Here is a 13,125-nt window from a genome sequence, read left to right as displayed (position 1 = left end):
GGCCGGAACCGTGAAGTTCCGGCCACCCCGGCGGCACGTTTCTGCTGAGGCTGGGAGCGGCTCAGCTGTCCTCGTGGGACACCGCGCGACGCGCGTCCGCGTCGAGCACACCCCAGCTGATCAGCTGCTCGGTGAGGACCGAGGGCGACTGGTCGTAGATGACGGCGAGTGTGCGCAGGTCGTCCTGGCGGATCGAGAGCACCTTGCCGTTGTAGTCACCGCGCTGGGACTGGATCGTCGCGGCGTAGCGCTGGAGGGGGCCCGCCTTCTCGGCCGGGACGTGGGCCAGCCGCTCCAGGTCCAGGACCAGCTTCGGCGGGGGCTCGGCGGCCCCGCCCGGAGTGGTGCCGGGCAGCAGTTCCTGCACCGGAACGCCGTAGAAATCCGCCAACTCGGCAAGACGCTGCACGGTCACCGCGCGGTCGCCGCGCTCGTACGAACCGACCACGACCGCCTTCCAGCGTCCCTGGGACTTCTCCTCGACACCGTGGAGGGAAAGGCCCTGCTGGGTGCGGATGGCCCGGAGCTTGGCCCCGAGCTGTTTGGCGTATTCGCTGGACATATAGCTCCCCGGACACTGGATCGACGCGGCCCCAGTGGTTTCGAGCCGCGCGTCTGGTAACTCACTGTGAGGTTACGCAGCGTGACTCTTGTGCGTCAAGCCGAATGGTCCACACCGACTCTTCCGTGAGAGTGGTGGCTGATTGGGCCGAAGGGGTGATCAGGGACCTCGTTCCGGCCTGGTACGGTGGATGGCGCAAATCCGACGTCCTTTAAGGTCCGTCCCGTGAGGCGGAGAAGGAGGTCCGTTTCTTATGGACACGCAGGACACTTCCGACATCCACGCGTCCGATGCCCGGCCCGTTCTCGAAGGCCCCGACATCGCACGTGTGCTGACCCGCATCGCCCACGAGATCGTCGAACGCGCCAAGGGCGCCGACGACGTGGTGCTCCTCGGCATCCCCACCCGAGGCGTCTTCCTCGCCCAGCGGCTCGCCGCGAAGCTGGAGGAGATCACCGGCCGTGGCATCCCGGTCGGTTCACTCGACATCACCATGTACCGCGACGATCTGCGCATGCACCCGCCGCGTGCGCTGGCCCGCACCGAGATCCCCGGTGACGGCATCGACGGCCGCCTGGTCGTCCTCGTCGACGACGTGCTCTTCTCCGGCCGCACCATCCGCGCAGCCCTGGACGCACTGAACGACATCGGGCGCCCTCGCGCGGTGCAGCTCGCGGTCCTCGTCGACAGAGGCCACCGCGAACTGCCCATCCGCGCCGACTACGTCGGCAAGAACCTCCCCACGTCGTTGCGGGAGACGGTCAGGGTCCAGCTCGTCGAGGAGGACGGTCGCGACACCGTGCTGCTCGGTGTGAAGCCGGCCCACTAGCGAGCTCCGAGGCACGCCTGTCCTCGGCGTGCCCACGCCTGCCTCGAATCTCCCCTGAACTGCCTTACGGAGCCTGACAGATGCAGCGTCATCTCATCTCGGCCGCCGACCTCACCCGCGACGACGCCGTCCTGATCCTCGACACCGCCGAGGAGATGGCCCGGGTCGCCGACCGGCCGATCAAGAAACTTCCGACCCTGCGCGGCCGCACGATCGTCAACCTCTTCTTCGAGGACTCCACGCGTACGCGTATCTCCTTCGAGGCCGCCGAGAAGCGGCTTTCGGCGGACGTCATCAACTTCACCGCCAAGGGTTCCAGCGTGTCCAAGGGCGAGTCCCTCAAGGACACCGCCCAGACCCTGGAGGCCATGGGCGTCGACGCCGTCGTCATCCGGCACGGAGCCTCGGGAGCGCCGTACCGCCTCGCCAACTCCGGCTGGATCGACGCGGCCGTCATCAACGCCGGTGACGGCACGCACCAGCACCCGACCCAGGCCCTGCTGGACGCGTTCACCATGCGCCGCCGGCTCGTCGGGCGGGACACCGGGATCGGCCAGGACCTCGCCGGCAAGCGCATCACCATCGTCGGGGACGTCCTGCACAGCCGCGTCGCCCGCTCCAACGTCGACCTGCTGCACACCCTCGGCGCCGAGGTCACCCTCGTCGCCCCGCCCACCCTGGTGCCGGTCGGCGTCGGGGCCTGGCCCTGCCAGGTGGCGTACGACCTCGACAGCACGCTCGCCAAGTCCGACGCGGTGATGATGCTGCGCGTGCAGCGGGAGCGCATGAACGCCGCGTTCTTCCCGACCGAGCGCGAGTACTCGCGGCGCTACGGCCTCGACGGCGACCGCATGGCGCGGATGCCCGAGCACGCGATCGTGATGCACCCCGGCCCGATGGTCCGCGGCATGGAGATCACCGCCGAGGTCGCCGACTCCGACCGCTGCACCGTCGTCGAGCAGGTCGCAAACGGAGTCTCCATCCGGATGGCCGTTCTGTACCTGCTTCTGGGTGGCAACGAACCCGCCGTCAGCCACACCCGTACCGAGGAGAAGTAAGTCACATGAGCAAGATCCTGATCCGTGGTGCGAAGGTGCTCGGCGGCGAGCCGCAGGACGTGCTGATCGACGGCCCGGTCATCGAGGCGGTCGGCACCGGGCTCCCGGACGAGGGCGCCGAGGTCGTCGAGGCGGCCGGCAAGCTGCTCCTGCCGGGCCTGGTCGACCTGCACACCCATCTGCGGGAGCCGGGCCGCGAGGACTCCGAGACCGTCCTGACCGGCACCCGCGCGGCCGCCTCCGGCGGCTACACGGCCGTGTTCGCCATGGCCAACACCTTCCCGGTCGCCGACACCGCCGGTGTGGTCGAGCAGGTCTACCGGCTCGGCCAGGAGCACGGTTACTGCGACGTCCAGCCCATCGGAGCCGTCACCGTCGGCCTGGAGGGCAAGAAGCTCGCCGAACTGGGCGCCATGCACGAGTCGGCCGCCGGTGTCACCGTCTTCTCCGACGACGGCAAGTGCGTCGACGACGCCGTGATGATGCGGCGGGCGCTGGAGTACGTGAAGGCCTTCGGCGGGGTCGTCGCCCAGCACGCGCAGGAGCCGCGGCTGACCGAGGGCGCCCAGATGAACGAGGGCGTCGTCTCCGCCGAGCTGGGGCTCGGGGGCTGGCCCGCGGTGGCCGAGGAGTCGATCATCGCCCGGGACGTCCTGCTCGCCGAGCACGTCGGCTCCCGCGTCCACATCTGCCACCTGTCGACGGCCGGGTCCGTCGAGATCGTGCGCTGGGCCAAGTCCCGCGGCATCGACGTCACCGCCGAGGTCACCCCGCACCACCTGCTCCTCACCGACGAGCTGGTCCGGTCGTACAACCCGGTCTACAAGGTGAACCCGCCGCTGCGCACCGAGCGGGACGTGCTCGCCCTGCGCGAGGCGCTCGCCGACGGCACGATCGACATCGTCGCCACCGACCACGCCCCGCACCCGCACGAGGACAAGGACTGCGAGTGGGCCGCCGCCGCCATGGGCATGGTCGGCCTGGAGACCGCGTTGTCAGTGGTGCAGGAGACCATGGTGGACACCGGACTCCTCGACTGGGCCGGGGTCGCCGAGCGCATGTCCTTCGCGCCCGCCCGCATCGGACGGGCCACCGGACACGGCCGTCCCGTCTCGGCTGGTGAGCCCGCCAACCTCACGCTGGTCGACACGGAATACCGTGGGTCGGTGGACCCCGCGGGCTTCGCCTCGCGCAGCCGCAACACTCCGTACGAGGGGCGTGAGCTGCCGGGCCGTGTCACGCACACGTGGCTCCGGGGCAAGGCCACGCTCGTCGACGGGAAGCTCACGTGACATCTGAAATCCTGCTGGCCGCCGGTCTCGCAGCCGAGAGGAAGTCGGCCGAGGTCACCGACTGGGCCGCCCGCATCGGCTGGCTCGTCGGCCTCGCCCTGTTCGTCGCGCTCGTCTACTGGCTGATGCGCGAGGGCTGGAAGTGGCGCGGCACGCTCCAGGGCGACCTGCCCGAGCTTCCCGCCGTGCCGGACGACCCGGGCCCGGCGAGACTGAGCATGAGCGGCCGCTACCACGGCTCCACCACCGCGGGGCAGTGGCTCGACCGGATCGTGGCGCACGGCCTGGGCACCCGCAGCCGGGTCGAGCTCACGCTCACGGACAAGGGACTGGACGTCGTACGACCCGGAGCCACCGACTTCTTCGTCCCGCGCGAGGCCCTGCGCGAGGCGGTGCTCGGCAAGGGCATCGCCGGCAAGGTCCTGACCGAGGGCGGGCTGCTCCTGGTGACCTGGGCGCACGGCGACCGGCTGATCGACTCCGGGTTCCGCTCGGACCACGCGGCCGAGCACACCGAGTGGGTCGACGCCATTAACTCCATGATCAACAAGACGGAAACGGAAGGCGCACGATGACGACCTCCACTAGGGGAGCCTCGAAGGCTCCTGCGGTACTCGTCCTGGAGGACGGCCGGATCTTCCGCGGCCGTGCCTACGGGGCCGTGGGGGAGACCTTCGGTGAGGCCGTGTTCTCCACCGGCATGACGGGCTACCAGGAGACCCTGACCGACCCGTCGTACGCCCGCCAGATCGTCGTCGCGACCGCCCCGCAGATCGGCAACACCGGCTGGAACGACGAGGACGACGAGTCGCGGCGCATCTGGGTCTCCGGGTATGTCGTGCGCGACCCCGCGCGCGTGCCGTCCAACTGGCGCTCCCAGCGCTCCCTGGACGACGAGCTGGTCGCGCAGGGCGTCGTCGGCATCAGCGGCATCGACACCCGCGCGCTCACCCGCCACCTGCGCGAGCGCGGTTCCATGCGCGCCGGGATCTTCTCCGGCGAGGCGATCGCCGCCGAGCCCGAACTCGTCGCGCGCGTGCAGGCCCAGCCGCACATGAAGGGCGCCTCGCTGTACGAGGAGGTCGCCACCAAGGAGGCGTACGTCGTCCCCGCGGTCGGCGAGAAGAAGTTCACCGTCGCCGCGATCGACCTCGGCATCAAGGGCATGACCCCGCACCGCATGGCCGAGCGCGGCATCGAGGTGCACGTGCTGCCGGCCACGGCCAGCCCGGAGGAGGTCTACGCCGTCGCTCCCGACGGGGTCTTCTTCTCCAACGGGCCCGGCGACCCGGCCAACGCCGAAGGCCCGGTCGCGCTCATGACCGCCGTTCTGGAGCGCCGGACGCCGCTGTTCGGCATCTGCTTCGGCAACCAGATCCTCGGCCGCGCCCTCGGCTTCGGCACCTACAAGCTGAAGTACGGCCACCGGGGCATCAACCAGCCCGTGCAGGACCGGACCACCGGCAAGGTCGAGGTCACCGCGCACAACCACGGATTCGCCGTGGACGCGCCGCTCGACAAGGTCAGCGAGACGAAGTTCGGCCGCGCCGAGGTCTCCCACGTGTGCCTGAACGACGACGTCGTGGAGGGACTCCAGCTGCTCGACCAGCCGGCGTTCTCCGTCCAGTACCACCCCGAAGCGGCAGCGGGCCCGCACGACGCCGCCTACCTGTTCGACCGCTTCGTATCTCTGATGGAGGGCCAGCGTGCCTAAGCGCACCGATATCCAGTCCGTCCTGGTCATCGGCTCCGGCCCGATCGTCATCGGCCAGGCCGCCGAGTTCGACTACTCCGGCACCCAGGCATGCCGCGTGCTCAAGGCCGAGGGCCTGCGCGTCATCCTCGTCAACTCCAACCCGGCGACGATCATGACCGACCCGGAGATCGCCGACGCCACCTACGTCGAGCCGATCACCCCGGAGTTCGTCGAGAAGATCATCGCCAAGGAGCGCCCCGACGCCCTGCTGCCCACCCTGGGCGGCCAGACGGCCCTCAACACGGCGATCTCCATGCACGAGCAGGGTGTGCTGGAGAAGTACGGCGTCGAGCTGATCGGCGCCAACGTCGAGGCGATCAACAAGGGCGAGGACCGCGACCTGTTCAAGGGCGTTGTGGAGGAGGTCCGCAAGAAGATCGGGCACGGCGAGTCCGCCCGCTCGGTCATCTGCCACTCCATGGACGACGTCCTGCAGGGCGTCGAGACGCTCGGCGGCTACCCGGTCGTCGTCCGCCCGTCCTTCACCATGGGCGGCGCCGGCTCCGGCTTCGCGCACGACGAGGAGGAACTGCGCCGCATCGCCGGCCAGGGCCTGACCCTCTCGCCGACCACCGAGGTGCTCCTGGAGGAGTCCATCCTCGGCTGGAAGGAGTACGAACTGGAGCTGATGCGCGACAAGCACGACAACGTCGTGGTCGTCTGCTCCATCGAGAACTTCGACCCGATGGGCGTGCACACCGGCGACTCGATCACCGTCGCGCCCGCCATGACGCTGACCGACCGCGAGTACCAGGTGCTGCGTGACGTCGGCATCGCGATCATCCGCGAGGTCGGCGTCGACACCGGCGGCTGCAACATCCAGTTCGCGGTGGACCCCGAGGACGGCCGCGTGATCGTCATCGAGATGAACCCGCGCGTGTCGCGTTCCTCGGCGCTCGCCTCCAAGGCGACCGGCTTCCCGATCGCCAAGATCGCCGCGAAGCTCGCCGTCGGCTACACGCTGGACGAGATCCCGAACGACATCACCGAGCAGACCCCGGCCTCCTTCGAGCCGACTCTCGACTACGTGGTGGTCAAGGCCCCCCGGTTCGCCTTCGAGAAGTTCCCGTCCGCCGACTCGACCCTCACGACCACCATGAAGTCGGTCGGCGAGGCCATGGCGATCGGCCGCAACTTCACCGAGGCCTTCCAGAAGGCGCTGCGCTCGCTGGAGAAGAAGGGCAGCCAGTTCACCTTCGTGGGCGAGCCCGGTGACAAGACCGCCCTCCTGGAGGAGTCGGTTCGGCCCACCGACGGCCGCATCAACACCGTCATGCAGGCCATCCGCGCGGGCGCCACGCCCGAGGAGGTCTTCGCGTACACGAAGATCGACCCCTGGTTCGTCGACCAGCTCTTCCTGATCAAGGAGATCGCGGACGAGCTGGCCGCCGCCGACCGCCTCGACGCCGACCTGCTCGCCGAGGCCAAGCGGCACGGCTTCTCCGACCAGCAGATCGGCGAGATCCGCGGTCTGCGCGAGGACGTGGTGCGCGAGGTGCGGCACGCGCTCGGCGTACGCCCGGTCTACAAGACGGTCGACACCTGCGCGGCCGAGTTCGCCGCGAAAACGCCGTACTTCTACTCCTCCTACGACGAGGAGAGTGAGGTCGCGCCCCGGACCAAGCCCGCGGTGATCATCCTGGGCTCCGGTCCCAACCGCATCGGCCAGGGCATCGAGTTCGACTACTCCTGCGTGCACGCGTCCTTCGCGCTGTCGGACGCCGGGTACGAGACGGTGATGGTCAACTGCAACCCGGAGACCGTCTCCACCGACTACGACACCTCCGACCGGCTGTACTTCGAGCCGCTCACCCTGGAGGACGTCCTGGAGATCGTCCACGCGGAACAGCAGGCCGGCCCGGTCGCGGGCGTCATCGTGCAGCTCGGCGGCCAGACCCCGCTGGGCCTGGCGCAGGCGCTCAAGGACAACGGCGTACCCGTCGTGGGCACCCCGCCCGAGGCGATCCACGCCGCCGAGGACCGCGGCGCCTTCGGCCGTGTCCTCGCCGAGGCGGGCCTGCCGGCCCCCAAGCACGGCACCGCCACCACCTTCGCAGGCGCCAAGGCGATCGCGGACGAGATCGGCTACCCGGTCCTCGTACGGCCCTCCTACGTCCTGGGCGGCCGGGGCATGGAGATCGTCTACGACGAGACCCGCCTGGAGTCCTACATCGCCGAGTCGACCGAGATCAGCCCCTCGCGGCCGGTCCTGGTCGACCGGTTCCTGGACGACGCGATCGAGATCGACGTCGACGCCCTCTACGACGGCCAGGAGCTCTACCTGGGCGGCGTGATGGAGCACATCGAGGAGGCCGGCATCCACTCCGGCGACTCGGCGTGTGCGCTGCCGCCGATCACCCTGGGCGGCTTCGACATCAAGCGGCTGCGGGCCTCCACGGAGGCCATCGCGCGCGGGGTGGGCGTCCGGGGCCTGATCAACATCCAGTTCGCGATGGCCGGCGACATCCTCTACGTCCTGGAGGCCAACCCGCGCGCGTCCCGCACCGTCCCCTTCACGTCGAAGGCGACCGCGGTGCCGCTCGCCAAGGCCGCAGCCCGCATCTCGCTGGGCGCGACCGTCGCCGAACTGCGCGCCGAGGGCCTGCTGCCCGCCAACGGCGACGGCGGCGAACTTCCGCTGGACGCACCGATCTCCGTCAAGGAGGCCGTCATGCCGTGGTCGCGGTTCCGCGACATCCACGGCCGCGGCGTCGACACGGTCCTCGGCCCGGAGATGCGCTCCACCGGCGAGGTCATGGGCATCGACTCCGTCTTCGGCACGGCGTACGCCAAGTCGCAGGCCGGCGCCTACGGCCCGCTGCCCACCAAGGGCCGTGCGTTCATCTCGGTCGCCAACCGCGACAAGCGCTCGATGATCTTCCCGGCACGCGAGCTCGTCGCCCACGGCTTCGAGCTGCTCGCCACCTCCGGCACGGCCGAGGTCCTCAAGCGCAACGGCATCAACGCCACCGTCGTGCGCAAGCAGTCCGAGGGCACCGGCCCGAACGGTGAGAAGACCATCGTCCAGCTCATCCACGACGGCGAGGTCGACCTCATCGTCAACACCCCGTACGGCACCGGCGGGCGCCTCGACGGCTACGAGATCCGTACGGCGGCCGTGGCGCGGTCGGTCCCGTGTCTGACGACGGTCCAGGCGCTCGCCGCCGCCGTCCAGGGCATCGACGCCCTCAACCACGGTGACGTGGGCGTCCGTTCGCTCCAGGAACACGCGCAGCACCTGACCGCGGCCCGCGACTAGCAGCCCTGAGGGGGACACCGGAAACGGTGTCCCCCTCTTCATGAGGACACCATGTACAAGATCTTCTTCAATCTCGTCTTCAAGCGCCTGGACCCCGAGAAGGCCCACCACCTAGCCTTCCGCTGGATCCGGCTCGCCGTCCGCGTCCCCGTACTGCGCACCTTCCTCGCCGCCGCCCTCGCGCCCCGTTACAAGGAGCTGCGCACCGAGGCCTTCGGGCTGCGCATGCACGGCCCCTTCGGTCTCGCCGCGGGCTTCGACAAGAACGCGGTCGCGATCGACGGCATGGCGATGCTGGGCTTCGACCACATCGAGATCGGCACGGTGACGGGGGAGGCCCAGCCGGGCAATCCCAAGAAGCGGCTGTTCCGCCTCGTGCCGGACCGCGCGCTCATCAACCGGATGGGCTTCAACAACGAGGGCTCGCTGGCCGTGGCGGCCCGTCTGGCGTCCCGTGAGCCGGTCTTCAAGACCGTCGTGGGCGTCAACATCGGCAAGACCAAGGTCGTCCCCGAGGCCGAGGCGGTCGGCGACTATGTGAAGTCGGCGGAGCGCCTCGCGCCCTTCGCGGACTACCTCGTCGTGAACGTGTCCTCGCCCAACACACCCGGCCTGCGCAACCTCCAGGCCACCGAGGTGCTGCGCCCGCTCCTGACCGCCGTCCGCGAGGCCGCCGACCGGATCGTCGCGCACCGGCACGTCCCGCTCCTGGTGAAGATCGCCCCCGACCTCGCGGACGAGGACGTCGACGCGGTCGCCGACCTGGCCGTCGAGCTCGGCCTGGACGGCATCATCGCCACCAACACCACCATCGCACGCGAGGGACTCGGTCTGGCATCCGGGCCCGCCCTGGTGCAGGAGACGGGCGGCCTCTCGGGAGCACCCCTCAAGGAGCGCTCCCTGGAGGTCCTGAGGCGCCTGTACGCGCGCGTGGGCGACCGGATCACCCTGGTGGGCGTCGGGGGCGTGGAGAACGCCGAGGACGCCTGGCAGCGCATCCTGGCGGGTGCCACGCTGGTCCAGGGCTACAGCGCCTTCGTCTACGAGGGCCCCTTCTGGGCTCGCGCCGTCCACAAGGGCCTCGCCGCGCGCCTGCGCACGAGCCCGTACGCCACCCTCGCCGACGCGGTCGGCGCCGATGTGAGGAAGGTCACGGTATGACCGAGCCGTTCGGTGCTCGCCTGCGCAGCGCCATGGACGAACGCGGCCCGCTGTGCGTGGGGATCGACCCGCACGCCTCGCTGCTCGCCGAGTGGGGCTTGAACGACGACGTGGCCGGTCTGGAGCGGTTCAGCCGCACGGTCGTCGAGGCGCTGTCCGACCGAGTGGCCTTGTTCAAGCCCCAGAGCGCGTTCTTCGAGCGCTTCGGCTCGCGGGGCGTCGCCGTCCTGGAGAAGACCGTCGAGGAGGCCCGCGCGGCCGGTGCGCTGGTCCTCATGGACGCCAAGCGCGGCGACATCGGCTCGACCATGGCCGCGTACGCCGAGGCCTTCCTGCGCAAGGACTCCCCGCTGTTCTCGGACGCGCTGACCGTGTCGCCGTACCTCGGCTACGGCTCGCTCTCGCCGGCCATCGCGCTGGCCCGCGAGAGCGGCGCGGGTCTGTTCGTGCTCGCCCTGACCTCCAACCCGGAGGGCGGCGAGGTCCAGCACGCCGTCCGTGCGGACGGCCGGAACGTCGGCGCGACCATGCTGGGCCACCTGGCCGCCGAGAACGCGGGAGAGGAGCCCCTGGGGTCCTTCGGTGCCGTCGTCGGGGCCACGCTGGGCGATCTGTCGTCGTACGACCTGGACATCAACGGCCCGCTCCTCGCGCCCGGCGTCGGCGCCCAGGGGGCCACCCCGGCCGATCTCCCCCGGGTCTTCGGGGCGGCGATCCGCAATGTCGTCCCCAACGTGAGCCGCGGGTTGTTGCGGCACGGCCCCGACGCCGGAGCCCTGCGGGCGTCCGCCGACCGGTTCGCCGAGGAGATCCGGGCCGCGCAGCCGACCGGATGACGCGTTCGAACCCCTCGTTCGAGTCCTCCGACGAGGGGTTCGAGGCCCGCTTGAGTCTGAATACATCCTCAAATCTGGGGCAGTATGTCTGAAATGTCCGGCCTGACGGAGGCTGACCAGGACTTTTCCGCTGTTCTCGCTGACTCTGGCGGACTTGGCCGCTAGTCTCCGACGCAGGGTCAACGGGCGAGCGTGTTGCTCGTGGCTCACCAGGTGTGGGGCGACTAGGTTCCTCACCGGTCCGTATCCGACAGTTCGACATCCGAGGTGACGTAGGCGTGGCTCTTCCGCCCCTTACCCCTGAACAGCGCGCAGCCGCGCTCGAAAAGGCCGCCGCGGCTCGCCGGGAGCGGGCCGAGGTCAAGAATCGACTCAAGCACTCCGGCGCCTCTCTCCACGAGGTCATCAAGCAGGGCCAGGAGAACGACGTCATCGGGAAGATGAAGGTCTCGGCGCTGCTCGAATCCCTGCCGGGCGTGGGCAAGGTCCGCGCCAAGCAGATCATGGAGCGGCTCGGCATCTCCGAGAGCCGCCGGGTGCGCGGTCTCGGCTCCAACCAGATCGCTTCTCTGGAGCGTGAGTTCGGCAGCACCGGTTCCTGAACCCGGGTCTCTCCGGGAAGGGAGTCCCGGGCACTCCGGGATTGCTGGAATAATCGCTGCATGGCTGCAACATTCCGGGGGACGACCCCCGAGCCCCCGGACGTACGTCCGCGGCTGACCGTGCTCTCCGGCCCCTCGGGGGTCGGTAAGAGCACGGTCGTCGCCCATATGCGCAAGGAACACCCCGAGGTCTGGCTCTCGGTGTCGGCGACGACCCGCAGGCCCCGCCCCGGCGAGAAGCACGGTGTCCAGTACTTCTTCGTCACCGACGAGGAGATGGACAAGCTGATCGCCAACGGTGAGTTGCTGGAGTGGGCGGAGTTCGCCGGCAACCGCTACGGCACGCCGCGAGCGGCCGTGCTGGAGCGGCTGGAGGCGGGCGAACCCGTCCTCCTGGAGATCGACCTCCAGGGGGCCCGGCAGGTCCGTGAGTCCATGACGGACGCCCAGCTGGTGTTCCTGGCTCCTCCCTCCTGGGAGGAGCTCGTGCGCAGACTCACCGGACGTGGCACCGAGCCGCCCGAGGTGATCGAGCGCCGCCTGGACGCGGCGAAGATCGAACTGGCGGCTGAACCCGAGTTCGATGTGACCCTGGTCAACACCTCCGTCGAGGACGTGGCGCGCGAGCTGCTAGCCTTGATGGATGTTGTGTGATCGTGCCTGCTCATCAAGGCTTGATCATTCGCACTGATTCTTTCCCATCCATCGGAAGGTAGAGCGTGTCCTCTTCCATCTCCGCGCCCGAGGGCATCATCAACCCGCCGATCGACGAGCTCCTCGAGGCCACGGACTCGAAGTACAGCCTCGTGATCTACGCGGCCAAGCGGGCCCGCCAGATCAACGCGTACTACTCGCAGCTCGGCGAGGGTCTGCTTGAGTACGTCGGTCCGCTGGTGGACACCCACGTCCACGAGAAGCCGCTCTCGATCGCCCTCCGCGAGATCAACGCGGGTCTGCTGACGTCCGAGGCCGTCGAGGGCCCCGCGCAGTAGTAGTACTTTCAGCTTTTCGCTGACTTATCCACAGGCCCGGCAGCGTGACTGTCGGGCCTGTGGTGTGTGATGGACCCGTACGTCGCACTCGTACGTTGCCGAGCCGATCAAGGACGGGGAGAGACGGTGGACAAGCCGAAGGTCGTGCTGGGGGTCAGCGGAGGCATCGCCGCGTACAAGGCCTGCGAGCTGCTCAGAAGGCTCACGGAGTCCGGCCACGACGTCCGCGTCGTCCCCACCGCCTCGGCGCTGCACTTCGTGGGCGCCGCGACCTGGTCCGCCCTGTCCGGCCATCCCGTCTCCACCGAGGTATGGGACGACGTCCACGAGGTCCCGCACGTGCGCATCGGGCAGCACGCCGACCTCGTGGTCGTGGCCCCGGCCACCGCCGACATGCTCGCCAAGGCGGCGCACGGCCTGGCGGACGACCTGCTCACCAACACGCTCCTGACGGCCCGCTGTCCGGTCGTCTTCGCGCCCGCCATGCACACGGAGATGTGGGAGCACCCGGCCACCCAGGAGAACGTGGCGACCCTGCGCCGCCGCGGCGCCCTCGTGATCGAACCGGCCGTCGGCCGGCTGACCGGCGTCGACACCGGCAAGGGCCGGCTGCCGGACCCGGCCGAGATCTTCGAGGTCTGCCGTCGCGTGCTGGCCCGCGGGCTCACCGAGCCCGACCTCAAGGGCCGGCACGTCGTCGTCAGCGCCGGCGGCACGCGCGAGCCCCTCGACCCGGTCCGCTTCCTCGGCAACCGCTCCTCCGGCAAGCAGGGGTACG

Annotated in this window: 13 protein-coding genes; 12 read left to right on the top strand and 1 reads right to left on the bottom strand. The window is 69.7% G+C overall.

What is annotated here, in order from left to right:
• Positions 1–61: 61 nt before the first annotated feature.
• Positions 62–562 (bottom strand): transcriptional regulator BldD, encoded by a 501-nt coding sequence (gene bldD, locus ACFVYN_RS32335; protein ID WP_007380685.1) that lies wholly within the window; start codon positions 560–562, stop codon positions 62–64.
• Between the two features lie 253 nt (positions 563–815).
• On the opposite strand from bldD, the gene pyrR reads away from it, so the two are divergent.
• From pyrR to coaBC, 12 genes are all read left to right on the top strand, one after another.
• Entirely contained in the window at positions 816–1,391 is a 576-nt protein-coding gene (pyrR, locus tag ACFVYN_RS32330; RefSeq protein ID WP_390005059.1) for a bifunctional pyr operon transcriptional regulator/uracil phosphoribosyltransferase PyrR, read from the top strand.
• Between the two features lie 80 nt (positions 1,392–1,471).
• Positions 1,472–2,449, top strand: coding sequence for an aspartate carbamoyltransferase catalytic subunit (locus ACFVYN_RS32325; protein ID WP_390005056.1), 978 nt, complete (start codon positions 1,472–1,474; stop codon positions 2,447–2,449).
• 5 nt (positions 2,450–2,454) lie between these two features.
• Positions 2,455–3,741, top strand: coding sequence for a dihydroorotase (locus ACFVYN_RS32320; RefSeq protein WP_390005053.1), 1,287 nt, complete (start codon positions 2,455–2,457; stop codon positions 3,739–3,741).
• Positions 3,738–4,316, top strand: coding sequence for a hypothetical protein (locus ACFVYN_RS32315; RefSeq protein WP_390005050.1), 579 nt, complete (start codon positions 3,738–3,740; stop codon positions 4,314–4,316). Before ACFVYN_RS32320 ends, ACFVYN_RS32315 begins: the two co-directional genes overlap by 4 nt.
• Positions 4,313–5,455, top strand: a complete 1,143-nt coding sequence (gene carA / locus ACFVYN_RS32310; protein WP_390005046.1) for a glutamine-hydrolyzing carbamoyl-phosphate synthase small subunit — start codon at positions 4,313–4,315, stop codon at positions 5,453–5,455. Before ACFVYN_RS32315 ends, carA begins: the two co-directional genes overlap by 4 nt.
• Entirely contained in the window at positions 5,448–8,756 is a 3,309-nt protein-coding gene (gene carB, locus ACFVYN_RS32305; RefSeq protein WP_390005043.1) for a carbamoyl-phosphate synthase large subunit, read from the top strand. Before carA ends, carB begins: the two co-directional genes overlap by 8 nt.
• A 51-nt stretch (positions 8,757–8,807) precedes the next feature.
• Positions 8,808–9,917: a quinone-dependent dihydroorotate dehydrogenase gene (locus ACFVYN_RS32300; RefSeq protein WP_390005040.1), complete on the top strand. Its 1,110-nt coding sequence runs from the start codon at positions 8,808–8,810 to the stop codon at positions 9,915–9,917.
• Positions 9,914–10,753, top strand: a complete 840-nt coding sequence (gene pyrF, locus ACFVYN_RS32295) for an orotidine-5'-phosphate decarboxylase (RefSeq protein ID WP_390005038.1) — start codon at positions 9,914–9,916, stop codon at positions 10,751–10,753. Before ACFVYN_RS32300 ends, pyrF begins: the two co-directional genes overlap by 4 nt.
• A 278-nt stretch (positions 10,754–11,031) precedes the next feature.
• The gene (locus ACFVYN_RS32290) at positions 11,032–11,355 is read left to right on the top strand and encodes an integration host factor (protein WP_003977346.1); all 324 of its coding nucleotides are present in this window, start codon (positions 11,032–11,034) and stop codon (positions 11,353–11,355) included.
• 60 nt (positions 11,356–11,415) lie between these two features.
• A complete protein-coding gene (gene gmk, locus ACFVYN_RS32285) occupies positions 11,416–12,009 on the top strand; it encodes a guanylate kinase (RefSeq protein ID WP_352389961.1) in 594 nt (197 codons plus the stop codon).
• A 65-nt stretch (positions 12,010–12,074) separates the two neighbouring features.
• Entirely contained in the window at positions 12,075–12,347 is a 273-nt protein-coding gene (rpoZ, locus tag ACFVYN_RS32280) for a DNA-directed RNA polymerase subunit omega (protein WP_003988945.1), read from the top strand.
• Between the two features lie 126 nt (positions 12,348–12,473).
• The coding region (gene coaBC, locus ACFVYN_RS32275; protein WP_390005035.1) for a bifunctional phosphopantothenoylcysteine decarboxylase/phosphopantothenate--cysteine ligase CoaBC at positions 12,474–13,125 on the top strand (652 nt) is incomplete at its 3' end.

Origin of the sequence: Streptomyces sp. NPDC058307, from assembly GCF_042880295.1 — a bacterium.
Lineage (GTDB): Bacteria > Actinomycetota > Actinomycetes > Streptomycetales > Streptomycetaceae > Streptomyces.
Note: the sequence above shows the minus strand (reverse complement) of the source record. Positions and strands in the feature narration are given on the sequence as shown.